Annotated in this window: 24 protein-coding genes; 12 read left to right on the top strand and 12 right to left on the bottom strand. The window is 38.6% G+C overall.

Annotation, left to right across the window (positions count from 1 at the left end):
- The first annotated feature begins 20 nt into the window (after window positions 1–20).
- Entirely contained in the window at window positions 21–554 is a 534-nt protein-coding gene (locus F886_RS02710) for a hypothetical protein (protein WP_004789733.1), read from the top strand.
- Between the two features lie 52 nt (window positions 555–606).
- On the opposite strand, the gene F886_RS02705 is transcribed toward F886_RS02710, so the two are convergent.
- Complete coding sequence (locus F886_RS02705; protein WP_005301082.1) at window positions 607–1,170, bottom strand: hypothetical protein; 564 nt, start codon at window positions 1,168–1,170, stop codon at window positions 607–609.
- A gap of 139 nt (window positions 1,171–1,309) precedes the next feature.
- Window positions 1,310–1,777 (bottom strand): Holliday junction resolvase-like protein, encoded by a 468-nt coding sequence (locus F886_RS02700; RefSeq protein ID WP_002116954.1) that lies wholly within the window; start codon window positions 1,775–1,777, stop codon window positions 1,310–1,312.
- 158 nt (window positions 1,778–1,935) lie between these two features.
- Between F886_RS02700 and F886_RS02695 the strand changes: the two genes are divergently transcribed.
- The 4 genes from F886_RS02695 to yccS all read left to right on the top strand — a co-directional run bounded on the left by F886_RS02695 (window position 1,936) and on the right by yccS (window position 6,872).
- Complete coding sequence (locus tag F886_RS02695; protein WP_013196737.1) at window positions 1,936–2,580, top strand: ParA family protein; 645 nt, start codon at window positions 1,936–1,938, stop codon at window positions 2,578–2,580.
- 124 nt (window positions 2,581–2,704) lie between these two features.
- On the top strand, window positions 2,705–3,823 hold the full coding sequence (locus tag F886_RS02690) for an AI-2E family transporter (protein WP_005301078.1): 1,119 nt from the start codon (window positions 2,705–2,707) through the stop codon (window positions 3,821–3,823).
- Window positions 3,824–3,948: 125 nt separating this feature from the next.
- Complete coding sequence (gene sodC / locus F886_RS02685; protein ID WP_081402079.1) at window positions 3,949–4,518, top strand: superoxide dismutase family protein; 570 nt, start codon at window positions 3,949–3,951, stop codon at window positions 4,516–4,518.
- Window positions 4,519–4,721: 203 nt separating this feature from the next.
- Window positions 4,722–6,872 carry a YccS family putative transporter gene (yccS, locus tag F886_RS02680; RefSeq protein WP_005301072.1) on the top strand — a complete coding sequence of 717 codons (2,151 nt, stop codon included), beginning with the start codon at window positions 4,722–4,724 and terminating at the stop codon, window positions 6,870–6,872.
- Window positions 6,873–6,908: 36 nt separating this feature from the next.
- Here yccS and F886_RS02675 read toward each other — a convergent pair whose 3' ends face one another.
- Together F886_RS02675 and F886_RS02670 are read right to left on the bottom strand one after the other, a co-directional pair.
- The gene (locus tag F886_RS02675) at window positions 6,909–8,138 is read right to left on the bottom strand and encodes a chloramphenicol efflux MFS transporter CraA (RefSeq protein ID WP_005301069.1); all 1,230 of its coding nucleotides are present in this window, start codon (window positions 8,136–8,138) and stop codon (window positions 6,909–6,911) included.
- A gap of 371 nt (window positions 8,139–8,509) precedes the next feature.
- On the bottom strand, window positions 8,510–8,875 hold the full coding sequence (locus F886_RS02670; RefSeq protein WP_005301067.1) for a hypothetical protein: 366 nt from the start codon (window positions 8,873–8,875) through the stop codon (window positions 8,510–8,512).
- A gap of 224 nt (window positions 8,876–9,099) precedes the next feature.
- Between F886_RS02670 and F886_RS02665 the strand changes: the two genes are divergently transcribed.
- Window positions 9,100–9,687: an NAD(P)H-dependent oxidoreductase gene (locus F886_RS02665; RefSeq protein ID WP_005301065.1), complete on the top strand. Its 588-nt coding sequence runs from the start codon at window positions 9,100–9,102 to the stop codon at window positions 9,685–9,687.
- Between the two features lie 13 nt (window positions 9,688–9,700).
- Window positions 9,701–10,015: a putative quinol monooxygenase gene (locus F886_RS02660; RefSeq protein ID WP_005301062.1), complete on the top strand. Its 315-nt coding sequence runs from the start codon at window positions 9,701–9,703 to the stop codon at window positions 10,013–10,015.
- Window positions 10,016–10,061: 46 nt separating this feature from the next.
- On the opposite strand, the gene F886_RS02655 is transcribed toward F886_RS02660, so the two are convergent.
- Both F886_RS02655 and F886_RS02650 read right to left on the bottom strand, forming a co-directional pair.
- Entirely contained in the window at window positions 10,062–10,430 is a 369-nt protein-coding gene (locus F886_RS02655; RefSeq protein WP_005301060.1) for a hypothetical protein, read from the bottom strand.
- A 94-nt stretch (window positions 10,431–10,524) separates the two neighbouring features.
- Window positions 10,525–11,934, bottom strand: a complete 1,410-nt coding sequence (locus F886_RS02650) for an FAD-binding oxidoreductase (RefSeq protein WP_004789757.1) — start codon at window positions 11,932–11,934, stop codon at window positions 10,525–10,527.
- A 367-nt stretch (window positions 11,935–12,301) separates the two neighbouring features.
- On the opposite strand from F886_RS02650, the gene serA reads away from it, so the two are divergent.
- From serA to F886_RS02635, 3 genes are all read left to right on the top strand, one after another.
- A complete protein-coding gene (gene serA / locus F886_RS02645; RefSeq protein WP_004789759.1) occupies window positions 12,302–13,534 on the top strand; it encodes a phosphoglycerate dehydrogenase in 1,233 nt (410 codons plus the stop codon).
- Between the two features lie 98 nt (window positions 13,535–13,632).
- Window positions 13,633–14,511 carry an EamA family transporter gene (locus F886_RS02640; RefSeq protein ID WP_005301057.1) on the top strand — a complete coding sequence of 293 codons (879 nt, stop codon included), beginning with the start codon at window positions 13,633–13,635 and terminating at the stop codon, window positions 14,509–14,511.
- Window positions 14,512–14,608: 97 nt separating this feature from the next.
- The gene (locus F886_RS02635) at window positions 14,609–15,472 is read left to right on the top strand and encodes an EamA family transporter (protein WP_005301053.1); all 864 of its coding nucleotides are present in this window, start codon (window positions 14,609–14,611) and stop codon (window positions 15,470–15,472) included.
- 7 nt (window positions 15,473–15,479) lie between these two features.
- Here F886_RS02635 and F886_RS02630 read toward each other — a convergent pair whose 3' ends face one another.
- The 3 genes from F886_RS02630 to truB form a co-directional block, all read right to left on the bottom strand.
- Window positions 15,480–15,923: a hemerythrin domain-containing protein gene (locus F886_RS02630; RefSeq protein WP_005301050.1), complete on the bottom strand. Its 444-nt coding sequence runs from the start codon at window positions 15,921–15,923 to the stop codon at window positions 15,480–15,482.
- 210 nt (window positions 15,924–16,133) lie between these two features.
- On the bottom strand, window positions 16,134–16,910 hold the full coding sequence (locus tag F886_RS02625; protein ID WP_005301047.1) for a sulfite exporter TauE/SafE family protein: 777 nt from the start codon (window positions 16,908–16,910) through the stop codon (window positions 16,134–16,136).
- A 19-nt stretch (window positions 16,911–16,929) separates the two neighbouring features.
- Window positions 16,930–17,835 carry a tRNA pseudouridine(55) synthase TruB gene (gene truB / locus F886_RS02620; protein WP_005301044.1) on the bottom strand — a complete coding sequence of 302 codons (906 nt, stop codon included), beginning with the start codon at window positions 17,833–17,835 and terminating at the stop codon, window positions 16,930–16,932.
- A gap of 153 nt (window positions 17,836–17,988) precedes the next feature.
- On the opposite strand from truB, the gene F886_RS02615 reads away from it, so the two are divergent.
- On the top strand, window positions 17,989–19,020 hold the full coding sequence (locus tag F886_RS02615) for a lipase secretion chaperone (protein ID WP_005301041.1): 1,032 nt from the start codon (window positions 17,989–17,991) through the stop codon (window positions 19,018–19,020).
- A gap of 117 nt (window positions 19,021–19,137) precedes the next feature.
- Window positions 19,138–20,079 (top strand): lipase family alpha/beta hydrolase, encoded by a 942-nt coding sequence (locus F886_RS02610; RefSeq protein ID WP_081402078.1) that lies wholly within the window; start codon window positions 19,138–19,140, stop codon window positions 20,077–20,079.
- 53 nt (window positions 20,080–20,132) lie between these two features.
- Here the strand turns inward: F886_RS02610 and rplS are convergent, their stop codons facing one another.
- The 3 genes from rplS to rimM all read right to left on the bottom strand — a co-directional run bounded on the left by rplS (window position 20,133) and on the right by rimM (window position 22,067).
- Window positions 20,133–20,501 (bottom strand): 50S ribosomal protein L19, encoded by a 369-nt coding sequence (gene rplS / locus F886_RS02605; RefSeq protein ID WP_004789772.1) that lies wholly within the window; start codon window positions 20,499–20,501, stop codon window positions 20,133–20,135.
- A gap of 219 nt (window positions 20,502–20,720) precedes the next feature.
- Window positions 20,721–21,476, bottom strand: a complete 756-nt coding sequence (trmD, locus tag F886_RS02600; RefSeq protein ID WP_005301033.1) for a tRNA (guanosine(37)-N1)-methyltransferase TrmD — start codon at window positions 21,474–21,476, stop codon at window positions 20,721–20,723.
- Window positions 21,477–21,518: 42 nt separating this feature from the next.
- Entirely contained in the window at window positions 21,519–22,067 is a 549-nt protein-coding gene (rimM, locus tag F886_RS02595; RefSeq protein ID WP_005301030.1) for a ribosome maturation factor RimM, read from the bottom strand.
- Between the last annotated feature and the right edge of the window lie 19 nt (window positions 22,068–22,086).

Below are 22,086 nucleotides of genomic sequence, written 5' to 3'. Positions count from 1 at the left end.
AATAGGTTTGGTTGAAAGTTATGAAGAAGAAAACACCTCAAGTTATATTAATGTCTTTGCTTTGCTCTAGCCTATTACTTACTGCTTGTAAAAAAGCGGATGAGCCTGCTAAGACGGAGCAACCGTCTGCCACCTCATCTACAGATCAGGTTTTAGAAAAACTAAATGAAAGACCGGTTAAGACGTTCCCTGCCACTGCTGATGATGCACACGATATTGCACTTTTAGAAGACTATGACCGCCGCTTTACAGAAATGAGCGACGAGATGGAAAATGAGTTAGCAAAAATGCATGAAGCGGGAACACTCACAACAGATTTTGAACAACAACGTACACTCGATAATGTGCGCTCTGCTCTAACCATGTTAAAAGATTTAGATTTAAAAACTGAGCAAGGTCGTTACATTCAGGGACTACTTTATCAATATTGGGAAAACCAAGAAAAACACTATAGCGATAAGCACGCGACTAAAGATGAACAGATCAATGATCTTGCCGACTATTTGCAAGCGCAAAATCAATTAAAATATTGGAAAGCATCACAACAGAAATAAGTATTACATTACTTATAAAAAAGCCTTCATATTTATGAAGGCTTTTTTCCAATTATATATTTTGCTTTTCAACCCAATGAATTGCCTGAACACGGAATAATTCACATGCACCATCACCCGTGTCGGTTGGCGTAAGTGAAGATTTCCAGACTAAGTTTTTGTCTTTAATCTCGACAAGATCCCCTTTTAGATAAACGAGATCACCACGTTTAACTTGTTTAATCTGTTGAGCAATTTCAGGGTTTGCAGGAATGATGTGCATGTTAGACACCATTTGCATTGCTTGCTCTGCGGGAACAGGTAATTTAGGAATTTTCCAGTTTAAATAACGGTCATATTGTTTCACTGAAATGTGACGTGCAATTTCAGGCTGTGCAAACAATCCCCAACTTACAGCATAGTCGATAGGAGAAAATTTAGCTTGTTCATCATTTTGATAAACCTTTGAACCCAAGATCCTGAAATTTCCTTGAAAAGGTTGTAACACAGAAATAGATTGATCTTTTTCTATCGGGTTCAAACCATTGGCAATATTATATTCACTTGAGGTCGATGCAAATGCTGCACTCATGCCAATAGCAGTCAGCAAGGCCATCATCAAACATTGTTTTTTCATCGCGTTACACCTCAAATATTGCTAGATCAAAGTGAATAGATCTTCAATTTATAGTAGCCTTAAGTGATGAAAAAAATATCGGAATTTAGTAACAATACAGATCAATTTCGTCTATTTTTGTGCTGAATTAAACAGCTTGTTAATCTTCAAAATCTATTCTCAAAGTTTCAAAACGAACCTTACCTTGTTGGACCGCTTGGGCAATCGCCTGTTGGCCTTTAGTGAGCCTTGCACCGCCACTTTTTACATCAAGTAGAATAATATTAATGTCTTCTGCTGTCCCATCACCATCACGGAAATCGGTATATCCATCGAAGATAATATAGTCCACCGGATCGCCCATAAATTTTGCATCGCTGGGTAGATACTGAAATTCAGGCAAAACTGGAGCAAATTGTTCTGCCATTTTTCCTTTCAACACAGCACGGCTTGTATTTACACTTCTCTTTTGTGCTTGAGTAAGAGCTTGTTGATGCTCTAATTCAAGTTCAGCAATATATTGCTCATATTCAGCCTTAATTCGTCCATTCCGAGTGTTTGATAAAATAAGAGTAGTGATAATGATGCCAATTCCAGCACCAATAAGCATGGCAAGCCATACAGACATAAATTTTCCTTAAAAAGCGCGAATTAAGATTACAGATCTAATCATATCTAAAATAACGAAACAGCTTAAACTTTTGTCAAAGCTGGTCATCTTCTTCACATAAAAAGATGCTAAGGTATAAAACATAAACAAATGTGCTGCTGAAAATAATTGGATTTATGAAAACGATACTTATTGCAAATCAAAAGGGCGGATGCGGAAAAACCATGACGGCCATTACGTTGGCAACAGCATTGGCACAAAAAGGATATAAAGTAGCATTAGCAGATTCGGACAATCAAAAATCGGCTTTACAGTGGTTAAAACAGCGCCCCGATGGTGTCGCAAAAATTCAAAGCCTCGACTGGCGTCACGAAAAATCAATTGGTGACGCGCCTAAAAATCTGGATTATTTAATTATTGATGCACCTGGTGCACTTTCAGGTGAACATGCTGAGCAACTGATTAGTGAAGCTCATGCCATTATTACTCCACTTCAGCCTTCATTTTTTGATATAGACAGTACTCGTCGCTTTTTAAAGCATTTACAAGATATTAAGCGTATTCGTAAAGGCAAAGTTCAGATTTTACTTCTTGCAAATCGCGTAAAACCAAACAGTGCCAGCTCAAAAGATATTCAACAATTTTTTGAAAAAATTGAACAGGAACCTGTTGCGTGGATTGCCGAACGCACTGCATATGGCAGCTTAGCAATGCAAGGCTTAAGCATTTTTGATAAGCCTCAAAAAAACTTTATTACGATTCAAAATCAATGGCAGCCTGTTCTAAACAAGTTAGTTGAAGATAAAGCTGAGTGGTTTTAAAGGACTTTTAGTCTCTAAAAAGAGATGTATAAGGTTCTTTACATTACGGCCTTAAAATTTGCCTCAGGTTATTTTTCAGTTAATATGACTTTATTCTATGTAGAAAATTAGAGAAATATTGTTCGTGCATCCATACGCTCCTAATTTACAGCGCGTTTTATTGTTTGGGCTGTTTTTTATTTTGATTTTTTTAGGATTTAATATCCTGAAATATTTTATTGTTCCTGTACTTTGGGCTGCCATCATTGCTTATATGACTTGGCCTATTTATTTAAGAATTCAACGTTTTTTTGGAGAAACCCGTAATACTTTAAATGCAACTCTAATGATTAGTCTGGTCATTTTGGTTGTTGGCGTCCCTTTTACATGCGCTATTTTTATTTTGCAGCATGAAGGCCGCAACTTATATTTTGACTTACAACGTCAAGTTTTTTCAGGTCATTTAAGTGTTCCTGATTTTATTCGTGATCTTCCTTTTGTTGGAAAAGAAATTTCTCGCACACTCAATGAGTTAAATAACGACCCTAATAGCACAATTCAAAATGTTGCAGCTTGGGTACAAAGCCATTTAAGTTATGGCCGCGTACTGCTCGGTGAAATTAGTAAAAATATTGTCAAACTTGGCTTTGCCGTATTTAGCCTATTTTTCTTCTACCGTGATGGTCAAATGATTTTATCTCAGGTGAGTAAAGCCTTAGAAATGGTTATAGGCCCTCGTATTCACCATTATCTCGATACGATTTCGGAAACGACTCGTGCTGTAGTCTATGGCGTGGGTTTAACTGCAATTGCTCAAGCTGTTTTAGCTGGATTAAGTTATTTTGTAGCAGGTGTCCCTAACCCAATGGTGCTTACCATTGCTACTTTCTTATTGGCTTTAATTCCATTTGGTACACCCATTTCCTATTTAGGTGTCGGTCTATGGTTGTTCTCTCAGGGACAAACTATGGAAGCAATTGGTGTAGTGGTTTGGGGTGTAGTGATTGTTAGTAGCTCAGATAATGTGATTCGACCACTTGTGATTTCTGGTGCTACAAAAATTCCATTCTTATTAATCATGTTTGGTGTGTTAGGTGGTATTGCTAGTTTTGGATTAGTAGGTTTATTTATTGGACCTGTAATTCTGGCTATTTTACTGGCAATTTGGCGTGAATGGTTACATGAAACCATTGAGCCTGAACCTATGCCTAAAACGACTATGATTTATGATTCTGAAAATGAATCTTCTAACGATAAAGAGTGATTTATTTATTTAATTTAAAAATGTTTCTAGATACAAATTAACTATTTAAATTAACTTGTAGGTTAAACCTGCGTTTGTTTGAATCAAACAATCATATATATTTATAAGGACATCCGATCATGCAGATGTTTAATAAAATTGGCGCAGTCTGTGCGCTTACAGCTTTTTTTACGGTTGGCTGTAGTTCAGTCACAAAAACTGTATCAGATACAGCTCAAGCATTAACGACAATGCATACGAAAAAAGTAGTCGATGTAAATGAAGTGACTGCCGCTGGTATTGGTAAAAAATTAGGTACGATTAGCTTTCAAGATAGCGACAAAGGTTTAATTATTACCCCTGCTCTAGCTGATTTACCAAGTGGTACACGCGGCTTCCATATTCATGAAAATGCCTCTTGTGAACCAGCTGTAAAAGATGGGAAACCGGGTGCTGCTTTAGCTGCTGGTAGTCACTACAACCCGAATCAAGCTCCTCATCACGGTACTCCAACAACTGGCCACTTAGGTGATTTACCTGCTTTAGTGGTCGATAATACTGGTGTTGCAACGACTGCTGTAATCGCACCTCGATTGAAACTTGCTGATCTTCAAGGTCGAGCTATCATGATTCATGCGGGTGGTGATAACTATTCAGACTCACCTCTTCCTCTCGGTGGTGGCGGAGCACGAATTGCATGTGGTGTGATTAAATAATTTATGTCTTTTTCAAATTGTGGGTATCTAAAAAGATATCCACAATTTTGTTAATTTATTGATCGTTACAACTCGATTTAAGCCTAATAAAATCTTAAAAAATGACTGACTTTTGTAGATAAAAAGAATAATATTTTTGAAGTAATAAAAATTTAAAGTTACATACTGCTTTCTCACGTATTCTCTAATTTAGAACAAAAGCCGTGAACTATCTGACCCAAATATTTAATAGTTTTAAGACGAACTCCATTTTAATTTATTGCCTGCAAATTTTGATTGTACTCACAGGCACAACTTTGGGTTTACTTTGGCTAGGCCATAACGAACTCATCGTTCCCGTGACATTAGGTGCGATTGCAGCAGCGTTAACCGACTTTGATGATCGCTTAAGTATTCGATTACGTAACTTGGTTTATGTCTGCCTCCTCTTTTTTACAGTCAGTAGTATTCTTGGCTTTTTAGCTCCCTACAAAATTTTCTTTATTTTATATCTTTCTCTTTCGAGTGCTTTTTTCATTTTATTAGGCGCTTTAGGGCAACGTTATGCCACAATTTCGTTTGGCACTATTTTGCTTTCCATTTATAGCATGTTCGGTTTAGGAGAATATGCGCACTGGTACCAACAACCTACCTACTTTGTTTATGGTGCTTTGTGGTACGGCTTTACATCTATTTTGTTTTTTATTATTAAGCCGACACTTCCCTTACAAGATAAGCTCTCACAAATTTTTAAAGAAATTTCTGTTCTACTACAAGCAAAAGCACGTTTGTTTGATCCCGACAATAAAGAAAACGTAGAACAACTCTTATATGAATTATCTCTACAAAATACGCAAGTTGCTCAAAGTCTCAATCAAATACGCAGCTCCCTACTCACTCGACTCAAGGCTTCGCGCGTCAGTAATAAAAGTATTTATTGGCTAAACCTATATTTTTTTGCGCGGGACATTCACGAACAAGCAACCTCTAATTATTTACATTACGAACATATTCAACAGAACTTCAGTCGTAGTGATCTTATTTTCCGTTTCCAGAAAAATCTACGCCTACAAGCGCAAGCGTGCCAAGATCTAGCTCAGTGTATTTTGCATAATCGACCATCTCAGCCTTCGCAAGAAAGCCGGACGGTATTAAACCATTTGGAAAGTTCTTTAAAGGACTGGATACAGCAGCATCCACAAAACTTTGAAGTTAAAAACTTAAGACTTATTTTTGATAATTTAAAGGGAATGCATGAACAGTTTGAACAACTACAATATGCACAGCCTTTCCCTGAAAATAATACCCAAACAAGACAAGAGCACTTAAATTTACTTGATGATGATATTCAAGGGTTTTCAGATCTGATCCTAAAACTCAGGCAACAGCTTACACCACAGTCAGCCTTATTTAGGCATGCCATACGAATTGCAGTCGTTTTCGCCGCAGGTTATGCCATTTCATTATTACCATTTGCTCAGCATGGCTATTGGATTTTACTGACTAGTTTATTTGTCTGTCAGATCACTTATTTTGCGACTAAAAGCCGTCTTAAACTAAGAACCATTGGCACCTTACTCGGTGTTTTATTAGGAATACCTATTCTATATTTTGTACCGAGTATTGAAGGTCAGCTCATCATTACAATTATTTGCGGAGTCTGCTTTTTCTACTTGCGGCAAAAGAAATACGCATTGGCGACGCTTATGGCCACCCTCATGGTGCTATTAATTTTTAACTTAAAAGGTGCAGGCTACAGCATTATTTTGCCTCGTCTGATAGATACGCTATTAGGCTGTTTTATTGCATGGCTTGCCATAAACTTTATTTGGCCTGATTGGAACTTCCGCAATATTCCTAAAAATATTAAGAAAAGTAGCAAAGCGACCTTAGATTATTTCAATGTGATTGTTGAGCAATATCAATATGGCAAAAATCAGGATATAAAATACCGTCGAATTCGTCGTGCTGCCCATAATGCTCAAATCGAGCTATCTAACATGATCTCGAGTTTAAGTGCTGAACCGAATCCAAATCCTCAACTCATTCATTACGCTTTTCGCTATTTGGTTTATAGCCACAGCCAGCTGAGCTATGTGGCAGCGTTAGGTAGCCAACGGCAGAAAATTGATGAAGAGCAGGTTTTACAATTATTACTACGCTGCCAAGAAATTTTGAGCCAGAGCGTACTTGGGCAAACCCTACCCGACCACACGCTCATTTCTCAAATATTACAAGAAATTCAGGACTTAACAGCTCAAGAACAGCTATCTGAGAAATACACCTTAGTCTTGAAACAAATCAGTTTATTATTAGAAACATTACCAGAATTGCTGATGCTTAAAGACAAGCTGTTAGAGCAAGAAATTACCTAATATAAAAAATACCGGAATATAAATTCCGGTATTTTTTTAGTTGTTGCCTTGTTGTTGTCGCTCTTGCATTTCCTGCTTTAAAGCACTTCTTGGTTGAGTAAACCAAAGAGCAATAAAAGCAAATGCAGATAATACAAAGGCCCATAAATGAAATTGTGTATAGAGGTAACGTACCAGTTCAATCATTGCAAAAAAGCTCATCATCAATAGCATCGAAACAGCCGCTGCAACGGTTCCTTTTGATACTTCAGATGACATGAGTGCAAAGCGATATAAGACTGAAAAGCTAATTCCCTCACCAAAACAGATAAGCGTCATGCCTGTAAGCAAACAAGGAATTAAATAGGTTTGCCACACCACACCTAATATTAAAATGAGTGTTCCAATCAGCATAATCGGCAAGCCAATTAGAATAGTTTTACCTAAAGCTAGACGGTCAATAATTTTAATTAAGACAATGTTACCTACAATAAGACCAACAAATACTGGAAATTGAGCCAAGCCATATTGCACACTAGTGAGCTTTAACTCATCTACCAAAATGATTGGAGATAAAGCAATCCAAAGCATTAAAGGCATGCCCACCAACGGTAAGGCAAGACTTAAGCCTAAAAAACGGCGGTTAGTAAACACCTTTTTAAAATCATCAAAAAGATAACTAAAAGGTTGTCGAGTTACACTGGCTTGCTGACTTGGCATCTGTTTTTTCAAACCGACCCAACTGAGTAATGCCAATACAGCAATGGCGACAAATCCCCAATGCCAAGACACATAATCAATTAAAAAGGCTCCAAGTACAGGCCCCAACAATGGTGCAAGCAACGAGATATTTGCCATGAGCGCCATAACTTTAATTGCATCACGCTCGGCAAAACTCTCTTGAATAGCGGCATAACCAACTGCGGAGATTACAGTTAAGCCAATTCCCTGCAAAAATCTTAATGCTAGAAACTGTTCTATTTGCCGTGTTAGTAAAATTAAGAAGCAGCATAGAGCAAAAAACAAAACCCCTGCTAGCAGTACTTTTTTACGTCCGAGACGATCTGACAATGGTCCAAGTAACCACGCAACTGTAGCACCACCTAATAAATAAAATGACATTGAAGATGGTGCCCAAGTTGCACTTACACCAAAATCTTCAGTAATTGCCAACATTGCTGGCTGAATAAGGTCATTGCCAATATAAACCGCAAATTCAAATAGCACTAAGGCCAAAGGAAACATCAACGTTGTACGGTTCAACGTTGTCGTTTGAATATTTTTCATGAGTTGTACACTTCAAAATAGCGGCCAAAATGTCTCAGCAACTACATATTGAAATAAATAATGTAGTCATGACGATGACAGTATGGTCTATCAATCTTTAGTTAAGTTTTTATATGCCGTGAGAGTGCATGTTTAGAATGTGAAACACCGTATTCACAAGGTGTCTAAAACGAGAAAAAATGTATGACGTGAGATTCGGTAATTTTTACCATTTGGCTTAATTGCCGAGCGCAACAATAGCACTTTTTAAATTGATCAGCAATCATGCAATTTCAAGAAGCTTAAATTTCAGTTTTTTGTACTCAAAGACTCACAAATTCTTGTTGTGCACAAACTCAAAGTTATCCACATATTCGATAAAAAATTAAGTACTAAGGACAAGGATTAACTTGAAAGTCTGGCGCATCTTGTCCTTGTGTACATTGATAGCTTTGCTTTTTATTTACAATTTTCCAGACTTGCTGGTCTCGCTTTAATAAATATTCTGTACGGACTTTTGTTATCGCATCTTCGCTCGGATCTGTCTGTAAAATAGTGACTTGAGCATTAGAGGGATCATCGGCAGCATTCATTTGCTGTGAAATATCCAAATTGTTTGCATCATTTAAAAGATCGGGCTGATCAAGCAATACCGCTTGTATCGGGCTATCAGCAAGTTGAGCAGAAGAATTTTTCGCTGGAGTACACGCCGTTAGCGTTACAAGGCTAAAAGCAATCAGCAAACTCATTTTTCTCATACGTGATCTCTTAGATTTACTCAAATTTAATGCTAAAGACTACAAATAATTTTTTCCGTTCTACTTTGTAAAGTGTTCATCTTTAATGTGGAAAATAAAATGATGCATCAAATCAATATTAGTGACTTTTAATCAATAATATTTTTCCTATTCATGCATTTTTCAACAAGAGTAAATTCCGTAAAGTACACATCAAATTTAGGAATTTAATTAGAGTAACTCTCATGAGCAATATTTTAGTGATTAATGGCGCCAAACAATTTGCCCATTCAAATGGTGAATTAAATGACACGCTCACGACATTGGCAACCGACCATCTCACTGAACTAGGCCATGAAGTTCAAATGACTCGTGCAGATAGCGACTACAATGCAGAAGCTGAAGTAGAAAAATTCTTATGGGCAGATGTTGTTATTTATCAAATGCCAGGTTGGTGGATGGGTGCACCATGGACAGTTAAAAAATATATTGATGATGTATTTACTGTAGGTCATGGTTCACTTTACGCAAATGATGGTCGTAGCCGTTCTGATACATCAAAAAAATATGGTTCAGGTGGTTTAATTCATGACAAAAAATATATGCTGTCACTCACTTGGAATGCGCCAATGGAAGCATTTGACGATGCAGATCAGTTCTTCCACGGTGTAGGCGTAGATGGTGTTTATTTACCATTTCATAAAGCTAATCAGTTCTTAGGCATGAGCACCTTACCGACTTTTATTGTAAACGACGTGATTAAAATGCCTGACGTTGATAGTTATGTTAAAGAATATAAAGCACACTTAAATAGTGTATTTGCAGCAGCTTAATAAGGAGAAATCCATGCTAACCATTATTGCAGAAATTCGCACCAAATCAGCTGGGCAGCATCGTCAAAACGTGTTGGATGCTTTTCAAAAAATTATTCCAACTGTTTTAGCCGAAGATGGTTGTCATGGTTATGAACCTTTAATTGATCACAAATCAAATGCGAGCTTCCAAACCCACGAGCCTGACACAATTGTGATGTTAGAAAAATGGGAAAGTGTTGCTCATCTTGAAGCACATTTGACTACACCTCATATGCAAGCACATCATGAAGCAGTTAAAGATGATGTCATTGATGTCAAAATTAAAATTTTAGAAAGCGGCGTATAATTTAGCCCATAAAAAAAGACGATATATTTATCGTCTTTTTTTGTTTTTAAGAGCAAAGCTGTGTTTGGAAACCTCTAGAGCCTTTCCCTCTCGCACACTGATAGCTTTTTTGCTTATTCTGCAAATGCCACTTTTCATCCACTAATTTAAATGCATATTCTGTTCGAATAGCAGAAACGGAGTCATCCATTAAACCGGTTTGAATGACAACAATACGGGAAACCGTTGGAGATTCTACTCTATTAAACACTTGCTGAACTGAGGTGTTATTGTGCTCTTTTACAATCTCAGGTTGAGCTTTAAGTACTTGTTGCATTGGGGTTTCGGAACCCACAAAAGGAATTAATTTACTGGTCGTCGCACACCCAGTGAAAAGTCCAGCACAGAGCGCTGAAATTAAAAATAAACGTTGCATTTTTATCACCAAAAACAAAAGGCATAGCTTTATGATGCTATGCCTTTGTCGGTTACTCTGTAGAAACTATGTAGTCCTACAAAATAGATCTAATTTAAAGATCAAATAATTTACCTGGGTTCATCAAACCATTCGGATCAAATACTTTCTTCAAAGCTTTCATATATTCAATTTCTTCAGGCGAACGTGAATATTCCAAATATGGTTTTTTCGTCATACCTACACCATGCTCGGCAGAGATTGAACCATCGTATTTTTTAACGGTATCGAACACATATTTATTCACAACCTGACACTTCGCAAAGAACTCATCTTTGGTTAAGTTTTCAGGTTTTAAAATATTTAAGTGCAAGTTACCATCACCGATATGACCGAACCAGCAAATTTCAAAATCAGGATAGTTCTCTTGAACAATTGCATCAATCTCACGAATAAACGCAGGTACATGAGTAATTAATACTGAAATATCATTTTTGTATGGAATAAACGGCGCGATTGATTCAGAGATATCTTCACGTAAACGCCATAAACTTTCTACTTGGTCAAGACTCTGGCTCATTACACCATCAAGTACCCAACCCTGCTCCATACAATGCTCGAAGATTTCCATTGCTTTATCGAGAATTGGCTCATATGGCGCTTCAAACTCAAGCAATACATAGAATGGACATTCAGTCTCAAATGGACGTTGTACATGCCCGTGGTCTAAAACTTTTTGCATTGCAAGTTCACCAAAGAACTCAAATGCAGTCAAATCGATATCTTTTTGGAATGCATGTAATACAGGCATTACTGCGTCAAAATCAGGAACACCTAAAACTAAAACTTGTAAGTTTTGTGGTTGGCGCTCAAGTTTAATTTCCGCTTCAGTGACTAAACCTAATGTACCTTCACCACCAATAAACAAATGCTGTAATGCATAACCAGTTGCATTTTTAACCATGCCTTTGTTTAAACGTAAAATATCGCCTTTACCAGTGACAACAGTTAAACCAAGCACCCAATTACGTGTCATGCCGTATTTAATAACTTTAATACCACCAGCATTGGTACCGATATTACCGCCAATCTGACTAGAACCCGCTGACGCGAAATCAACCGGATAATACATACCTTGCTCTTCAGCATAGTTTTGCAATTGTTCAGTCACTACACCAGCTTGCACTCGTACCATACGATCTGCTGGGAAGAACTCAAGAATCTGGTTCATTTTGTCCATGCTAATGACAATTTCACCATTGGTTGCTACAGCACCAGCAGAGAGACCAGTACGACCGCCTGACGGTGTAATCGCAATATTAAACTGGTTCGCAAGCTTTACAACTGCCTGAACTTGTTCAGTGGTCGATGGAAAAACGATGACCGATGGGTTCGGATTAAAATGCTTGGTATGATCTTTACCCCAGTTTTCGAGACTATCAGCATCGGTTTTAATACGGTTTTCACCGACGATTGCTGTTAATTGGGTGAGTAACTCAGGTGTTAAAGCGACTGGAGCATTCATCGTTTGCAGACCTAGCAAGAAGTAAACTATGGTGGGAATATGACTTCATATTTTCAGGGTTCTCACCTGAGCAAAGCCATAATGTTCAAGGAACTCCTATATTCTACATGCAACAGCTCAAGCGATAAAGTTCAGAATAGAGATACTGTCACTACAAAACATGTTTAACGTAAATAAATGCTTTTCTATGGGACTTCCAGAGAAAAATCTCATACCAAACCTATTCTAAATTAATCACAAGCCATAAATAGAAGTGATTAGACATAGATAAAATTGCCATAAGACGATGGCGCAAACGAAATATCTATAGTACCGACCATTATGTTATGATAGCGCCACCAAATTTGGCCTTTGTAGCGGAGCCGTAATGAGCCAACATCTTTCACTACCTAAAGATAAAATCCGTTTCCTTTTGTTAGAAGGCGTTCACCAAAACGCAGTCGATACTCTAAACGCTGCGGGTTACACCAATATTGACTATCGCAAAACTGCTCTTGAAGGCGAAGCGCTAAAAGAAGCTGTTAAAGATGCTCACTTTATTGGTATTCGTTCGCGTACCCAATTGACTGAAGAAGTTTTCGAAGCTGCAAATAAATTGATCGCAGTGGGTTGTTTCTGTATCGGAACAAACCAAGTTGATCTTAAAGCAGCTATGGCACGTGGTATTCCTGTATTCAACGCACCGTATTCAAATACGCGTTCGGTTGCAGAGCTTGTACTTGCTGAAACAATTCTTCTTCTTCGCCGTGTTCCTGAAAAATCGGCGGCTTGTCATCGTGGTGGTTGGGACAAGTCTGCTGTCGGTTCTTTCGAAACTCGTGGCAAAACTTTAGGTATTGTAGGTTACGGTTCCATCGGTTCTCAGCTTTCTGTTCTTGCTGAAAGCTTAGGTATGCATGTGATTTATTACGATGCAGTAACTAAATTACCAATGGGTAATGCTCGCCAAGTTGGTTCGTTAGACGAACTTTTAGCGACTGCTGATGTAGTTACATTACATGTGCCTGATGTTCCATCTACACGCAACTTCTTCACTAAAGCACAATTTGCAAAAATGAAAGAAGGCGCAATCTTCCTAAATGCTGCACGTGGTACATGTGTAGTGATTGAAGATTTAGCAGATGCAATCAAATCTGGTCATATTGCTGGTGCAGCGGTTGACGTATTCCCTAAAGAACCAAAAGCAAATGGCGAAGAGTTTGTTTCTCCACTTCGTGGCTTAGACAATGTGATTTTGACTCCTCACGTTGGTGGTTCAACCATGGAAGCGCAAGCAAACATCGGTTTAGAAGTTGCAGAGAAATTTGTTGCTTACTCTGACAAAGGTATGACGCTTTCTGCGGTAAACTTCCCAGAAATCGCATTACCATTGACTGCTGGCCAACACCGTTTATTGCACATCCACAAAAACGTACCGGGCGTATTGTCTAAAATCAACAACTTGTTTGCTGAGCAAGGCATCAACATTTCTGGTCAATCACTCATGACTAAAGGTGACATCGGTTACCTCGTAATGGACGTTGACGCTTCTGCTTCTCACGAAGCTTTAGATATGTTGCATGAGGTTGAAGGTACAATTCGCGTGCGCGTATTGTTCTAATACGAACTGTAAATTTAAAAGCCACAGCATTGTCTGTGGCTTTTTTATGGACATTTACATTATCATGTGAAAAGTATACCAATCGATCAAATAATAAAATGTCAAGTTCGAACCAGAAATCTCAGCTACATGCGTTGGGTTTTCTCATTCTCGCTATGCTGAGCGTACAAAGCAGTGCATCTTTAGCTAAATTTCTGTTCCAGAGCTTTCCTACTCTTACCGTTTCAGCAATGCGCTTATGCTTAGGTGCAATTATTCTTGCCTTTATTTTTAGAATTTGGCGAATTAATTTTACTCAGGTCCGTTGGAAAGCTATTTTAGCGTATGGCTTTGCTCTTGCAGGAATGAACGCACTTTTTTACCTGTCAATTGAACGGTTACCCATTGGTATTGCAGTTGCCTTTGAATTTATTGGTCCCTTAAGTGTGGCCTTATATCATGCACGCCAAAAATATGATTTTGTCTGGGTCAGTTTAGCGATTGTTGGCCTCATATTACTTTTCCCTTTCAATCAGGCTCATAGTCTGGATTGGATCGGAGTATTATTTGCGGTTAGTGCTGGCGCATGTTGGGCACTTTATATTATTGCTGGACAGAAACCATCAGGTATATCTGGCAATCACACTGTGTGTTTAGGAATGAGTGTGGGTGCATGCATCTTATTACCTATTACTTTTTTCTCAAGTTCAATAGGGCAAGTTATAGAGCTCCCCTCTCTTTTTTATTTTATTGGTTTGGCAATTTTAGCCAGCGCATTACCCTTTTCTTTAGAAATGCTAGCCCTACGTAATTTAACGCCCTTAAGTTTCGGAACATTGATGAGCCTAGAGCCCGCAGTTGCTGCACTTTCTGGTTTTATCTTTTTAGGTGAGTATTTGTTATGGAATCAATGGTTGGCACTTGCAACAATTATTGCAGCTTCGATCGGTTGTACCATAACTACCCAAAAAGCACGTCAGGAACGGGAAAAACTGTAAGTTAAATCGCCTAAAACCACGAGTTAAAACAGGGCATTCGCTATAATTAACCTTTATTAGTTTTAAATAATATTAGATGAGGCCCTAGGGTATTTCCATGCAGAATCTTCCCATTATTGCTGTGCTATATATGATTCTATCGATGGTCTCATATCAAATCAGTGCTTCATTTGCTAAACAGCTCATTGCTATATTAGACCCTCTTACCGTTACAGTTTTAAGGCTGAGTTTTGCAACGGTTATTGTCGCGATCATGTTCCGCTCATGGAAAATCTGGTCACGCTTACCCTATTTAAAATGGCGTGATTTATTGATGTACTGCGCGTCTTTGGGTCTCATGAATATTTTATTCTATACGTCGCTTGGAAAATTACCTCAAGGAATTGCCGTGGGCTTAGAGTTTATTGGTCCTTTAGGACTAGCTCTACTTTCCATTAAACAAAAGAGTGACTATATTTGGGTGGCATTTGCGATGTTAGGTATTGCATTGATGGTGCCTTGGCAAGACCCAACGCAACATCACTTTTCCTATGTCGGTGCTGCCTGCGCGCTAGGTGCTGGATTTTGCTGGGCCTTCTATATTTATTTTGGTCAGAAAGTTGTGACCCAAAATATAGGAATGCATGCTTTAACCATTGGAATTGGATTATCTGCTCTAACCCTACTACCGATTAGCATCTGGCATAATGCTCCTGCATTACTTGAAACACAGTATTGGGGGAAAGCATTACTTATTGCTATTTTAGCGACGGCTATTCCATATGCACTTGATTTAATGGCACTCAAACAACTTACTAAATTAACTTACGGCACCCTAACGAGTTTAGCACCAGCATTAGCAGCATTAACGGGTTTCTTATTACTTCACGAGGAAATCAGCATGCTGCAATGGGTGGCTTTAGGTTGTGTAATGTTGGCATCAATTGGCGTTACTTTAAGAAGTACTAAAAAAGTAGCATAGTTAAATACTATTGCTGCTTTTTATACTTTTTATATTCCTTTAAATACTTATTACCGAGTGTTTCTTTTTCACTATCTTTAAGAATTTTTCCTGCCTGTTGAAAAAATTTATGCTCTTCTTCTTTTAAATGATGATGAACTTTTTCACTCAACTGTCTGGCAGTTGCCAACCAACTTGGGCTACTCATATCAGTTTTTTCGAGCTGCTCAACCAACTCATCCATTTCGTGATGCTCAGATAAAGCATGTCTCGTAATATCTAAACCGACATCATCAAACATTAAAGGAATATAGAGATAACGGTCTTCAGCAACTGAATGGGCATAAAGTTCATTTTTTAATGCATCAAATAGTTCTTTTCTTTCTTCAGTTAAACCATGTGTCTGAATAAGTTGTTCAGAAAGGTTACGTTGATTTTCATGGCTTTCTCTTAATGCTTCGAAAATATTCATTCTCTTCCTCATTTTTAGCTAAAAAATCTTTTTTATTTCAAGGTTTATCATACGTTGAAATTTATAATGTTTAAGTAGCTTAAAATGAGACTATTTTTTACACAGTTTTCTTTCTAGTAAACTTCTGTAATGATTTTTATATTTCTAATTTTAAATGATACATAAAAGTATGAACTGCATTTTAGAGACAGCTCATACTTTTAATCTTATTTAACCCGTAACAAACATTTGATAGCCCAAACGGCAAATCAGAATACTCACCAAAATTAAGAAGATAATACGAACAAATCCACTACCGTATTTAAGCGCGGTACGTACCCCAACAACAGAACCAAGCACGTTTGCAACAGCCATCATTAAACCGATATGCAAAATAGCGTGACCTGTCGGAATGAGGAAACTCAAAGCAGCTAAGTTCGTCATAAAGTTACCGATTTTTGACAAAGCTGAAGCATGCAAGAAATCAACTTGTAAAAAACGGATAAAGAAGAAAATAAAGAAACTACCTGTACCCGGCCCAAAAATACCGTCATAAAAACCAATCGCTAAACTACCTATAGCGGCTAAAATCAGCATTTTATTGGTAATTTTTTGCTCAGTGTGAACCTGTCCGAAGTTCTTTTTAACTAGCGTATAAACGGCAATCACAATCAACATCACGAACACGAAAGGACGCAATACCGATTGAGGAATAAGCGATAGACAAGCTGCCCCAGCAAAAGAGCTAATCAGAGCACAAATGGCAATAACGGCTAAAAGCTTCCATTGCAATTTTACTTTTTTAGCAAATGTATAAGCAGCCGATGCAGTACCAAAAATGGATGAGACTTTATTGGTACCAATCACCGTAGCAGTCGACATGTTAGGAAAAGTGCTCATGATCCCGGGAATCTGGATGAGTCCACCGCCACCTACAGCAGCATCAATTGCTCCCGCAGTAAACGCAAAAAAGATCAAACTAAGGATAACATCCCATTCCATGCCCATGCTCTATACTCTACATCTACTACAAATTTAAGATACGCTTAGGTACCAACCGTTTTTTATCGGTAATCTCAGCTAAGCCTAAACAGCGCTCACCCGAAAAAACCAAAACTTCTGCTTCTGCAGAATGCTCAATATTGCTTTCTAAACCGTTGCAAAAATATTTTTCACGCCCTTCAGGCACCTGAATTTTCAGGAAATGCTCAACCGGAGCATAAACTGGAAGTAACAATGCTTCTCTTTGCTCTTCAGTTAAGCTTTCCAGATATTCAATGGTATAACTCGGAATAAGTTCAAAATGTCCTGTTTGAGTCCGATTTAGCATCGTTAAATGCCCACCACAACCCAGTGCTTCACCAATATCTTCACCGAGTACACGAATGTACGTTCCTTTAGAACAAGTGACATCCAGAGTGATACTATTTTCGGTAAATTCAATGAGCTCTAAAGCATAAATTGTGACTGGGCGTGCTTCACGCTCAATTTCAATACCTTTTCGGGCAAGCTCATATAATGGTCTGCCTTCTTTTTTCAAAGCCGAATACATCGGCGGAACTTGTTGAATATCACCTCTAAATTTTTCTAAGGTTTGTTCAATAAGCTCTTGGTTGAGAACAGGAACGGAGCGTTCTTGTAGAATCTCCCCTTCCACATCACCTGTCGTCGTGGTTTGCCCCAAGCGAACAGTAGTTTGGTAGCGCTTTGTTGAGTCCAGCAAATAATGTGAGAACTTGGTAGCCTCTCCCAAACAAATCGGGAGTAAACCTGTCGCCAATGGGTCTAAAGCTCCAGTATGACCTGCTTTTTGGGCGCGATATAACCAACGCACTTTTTGCAAAGCCGCATTTGAGCTGAGCCCTAATGGTTTATTTAATAGAAATACACCACTGATATGGCGACGAGAAATTTTTTGATTTTTTGTCGTCATTTTTACTGGAACACAAAGCTAGAAAAAAGTGCCGACATGTTAGCAAATTCGACAAGATATTTTCACAATATTTAGGTGCCTTTTCACTTATTTTATGGCACATTAATGATCGAGTAAAAAAACAACAAATTAAAACTTAAGGAAGATATCTTTATGCACGGAATGCAGAAGAAGGTATTGTGGTGTGTGCTCGGATTTTTTATTTTGAGCCTCATTGCATGTGTCTATTGGTTAAGTCCTGACTCAAAAAACACATCAGCCCAAGTCAGTGAAAATACAGCTCAAAACTTAGCATCAGCTCCACCCACAGATCATTCATTGCTAAATGAAGATGCGTACCATAGTAAAAGTCAGCAAGACACTGAAGTTAACTGCCAGTTAAAAATTGATAGTTCCCAGCATTTAGTTGTTAACAGTCAAACGCGCGACTGCTTTGAATATTTTATTACTCAATATGGCGAAAACGATTTAGAACAAATCAAAAATCACTTTGGGAAATTTATTCAAGGACAATATTTAGAACCAGCACGCTCACAAATTATGGATTTATGGGCCCGCTATTTAAAATATCGTGAACAGCTTGCTCAAATCCAAACACCTTCAGCAAAACAACAAGATAAAAATTATTTTCAAAAGATCTTTAATTCAATTCAAGATATAAGAAAACGTTTCTTTTCGACTTCTGAAATTGAAGGCCTTTTCTCGAGCGAAGATATCTATCAGAACTATACGCTAGATCGAATGCAGATACTTGAAGACTCCTCTCTAAGCGAAATTGAAAAAGCACGAAAACTTAAAGAACGTTTTGAAGAACTTCCAGAAGACTGGCAGCAAAACCTGCAAGAACTTTCTAAACTTGATGATTTACATACCCTGACCAAACAAATTAAAGCTCGTAAGGGTTCAGCAGAAGAACTTCGACAGATGCGTATAGCACTTGTTGGAGCCGAGGCGACTCAACGATTAGAAACTTTAGATACAGAGCGGAATGCTTGGCAACAAAGGGTCACAAGCTATCTCGATGGTCGAGATGAAATTATTAAAAGTAACATGAGTGATAGCGCCAAAAATCAAGCTATTCAACAGTTACGCCAACAACAATTCAATTCATCACAAGAACAACTAAGACTTCGAACTTTTGAAACGGTCCATGATCAGGGAGGTGAGCTGCCATTTAATTACTAAGCCTTCCCTTTTTTGGGAATTGGCTAAACATTCACTAGCAGTAAGAAGCTGCTTTTCATACAAAATAAAAATAGTGAGTAAAAAATGAAAAGGAAGTTAATGTTTTTCTGCGCTGCAATGCTCTCAGGACTGAGTATTTCAGCGGCCCATGCAACAAATGCTGAACAAGTTAAAAGCTCGTTCGTTTATTCATCTTACGCGCAAACAAAATATCCAATGGTTTTTAATCATGGTATGGCGGGTTTTAACAGAATCGGAACAGATACGCTTGGTCTCGATTACTGGTACCAAATTCTTCCTGATCTTGCCCGTAATGGAGGAAATGTCTGGGCTACAAGGGTCTCACCATTTAACTCAACAGAAGTGCGTGGAGAACAACTTGCCCAGCAAGTAGAAGAGATTATTGCCATTACTGGTAAACCTAAAGTCAACTTAATCGGTCATAGCCATGGGGGTCCAACAATTCGCTATGTGGCCGGTATCATGCCAGAAAAAGTTGCCTCACTTACCACGATTGGTGCGCCTCATAAGGGATCACCAATGGCAGATGTCATTCTGAACGTTGAGGGTACTCCTCTGTCTGGACTGGCAACGTTAGTAAATTGGTTTTCAGCAGCGATTACTTGGGCAGGAGGTCTAGATCCGACTAGCTATCCGCATGACTCTTTAGCAGGCGCCCATAGCTTATCAACTAAAGGTTCAGCTCAGTTTAATACTCAATTCCCTATGGGTGTACCCATCACTTCTTGTGGTGAGGGAGCATATCAAGAGAAAGGCATTTATATGTATTCTTTCTCTGGAAATAAAGCCTTAACCAATCCATTAGATCCATTTGATATTGCTCTTACAGGTAGTAGCCTAGTGGTCGATCCATTTGGTGATAATGATGGACTTGTTTCTCGATGCAGTGCCAAATTTGGTAAAACAATTCGTGATGATTACAACTGGAATCATTTAGATGAAGTGAACCAAGTACTTGGAATACGTTCTATCTTTGCATCAGATCCGGTCTCGGTTTACCGTCAACATGCAAACCGTTTGAAACTTCAAGGACTGTAATTTTTTAAAACAAAAAATGCGCCAAAAGGCGCATTTTTTTACTCGCGATAAGCTTACGCTTTACGAGCTGGTAATTTTTCACGAATACGTGCAGCTTTACCAGACAAGTCACGGAGGTAGTAAAGTTTAGCACGACGAACGTCACCACGACGTTTCACTTCGATTTTAGCAACAACTGGTGAGTGAGTTTGGAATACACGCTCAACACCAACACCGCTAGAAATTTTACGTACTGTGAACGCAGAGTTCAAACCACGGTTTTTCTTAGCGATTACAACACCTTCAAATGCCTGAAGACGTTCACGCTCACCTTCTTTTACTTTAACTTGGACAATAACAGTGTCACCAGGAGCAAAAGCAGGGATATCAGATTTTAACTGTGCATTTTCAACAGCTTGAACTAAAGGATGTTTACCACTCATTGTGGGAATCTCCAATATGTGCGGAGTCAGAAGAGGTCTGAAATTCCGCTGGGGATAGAGGCTAAAGCGCATATCAACCCGTTTATCTTTCCCTTTACGACAAAATGTCTATAAAGAGCCTTAGAATATACATAAAACTATTCATTAAATAGAATCATGCTTTAACTCGAAGCATTGCTTCTCGTATTTTTGCAGAACTTCCGTTCCTGAGAATAATGGTTAAGAATTACCACCACTCTCTTGCGCATCTTTTAGCCATTTTTTCTGCTGCTTATTCAACTCAACTTTCTCGGTCAACTCTGGTCGACGTTCTAAAGTTCGTTGATAACGCTGCAAAAAACGCCATTTTTCGATATTGCCGTGATGTCCAGATTTTAAAACTTCCGGCACATCCAACCCCTCAAAATGGTCTGGCTTTGTATATTGTGGACAATCTAAAAGACCATCAACAAAAGAATCTTGTACTGCTGACTGTTCATCTGACATTACATTCGGCAAACGGCGAATAATACTGTCAAGTAACACCATAGCCGGCAGTTCACCACCTGATAAAACGTAATCACCAATTGACCATTCCTGATCAACATAATGCTGGATCAAACGCTCATCCACTCCCTCATAACGTCCACACAATACAATTAAGCCGTCGTAATCAACAAACTGCTGTACTGCCTGTTCATTTAAAGTTTTGCCTTGTGGAGACATGTACACCACAGGAACATGAACATGTCCTGCTTGTGAGGCAAGCTGTTTGGCATGTGCAATTGCTTTCGCCAAAGGCTCAGCCATCATCACCATCCCAGGGCCACCACCAAATGGACGTTCATCCACTCTTCTGTAGTTTCCCTCAGCAAAATCACGAGGATTAATACAAGTAACTTGTACGATATCTCGTTTTGCCGCACGTCCGCTGATGCCGTAGGCTGTAATCGCTTCAAACATTTCAGGAAAAAGCGTAATGACTGCAAAGAACATCACAGACTCCTCTATTTTCCTGCTGTATTAATCCTAAAAGGATTAATAATCTACGCCCCAATTGACGTAAATACGACCAGCTTCAAGATCAACACGTTGTACTACATCTTTATGCCAAGGAATCATGCGTTCTTCTGAATCAACGCTGTCTGGGGTAGCATGTACCACCATCACATCATTAGCTCCAGTTTCAAACAATTCATGAATTTTACCTAAGTTTACTTCCTGCTCTTCATCATCAAGACCTAACACGGTTAAGCCTTTTAAATCTGACCAGTAGTACTCATCTACATCTGCTTTTGGCAGTTGAGACTTAGCAATCCAGATATTAGCGCCAACCAAGTTTTCTGCTCCAGTGCGATCACTCACACCTTTCAAAGCAACAACTAGACCTTTGCCATGTGGTTTCCAACGTTTTACATCTATTGTTTGCCAACCGGCCTTGGTCTCAATGTACCAAGGCAGGTAGTCAAACATGTTGCTCATAGGTTCTGTATTTGAATACACCCAGAGCCACCCATTCAATCCATAAGCTGAACGTAACTGTCCAATCTGAATACGATCTTCGGGAACATTCTGTGTTGATGTCATGGGCTACCTACTACAAAAA

The organism is Acinetobacter sp. NIPH 542 (genome assembly GCF_000369825.1).
GTDB lineage: Bacteria > Pseudomonadota > Gammaproteobacteria > Pseudomonadales > Moraxellaceae > Acinetobacter > Acinetobacter oleivorans.
The sequence above is the reverse complement of the archived record's forward strand: the minus strand, read 5'-3'. Positions and strand labels throughout refer to the sequence as shown.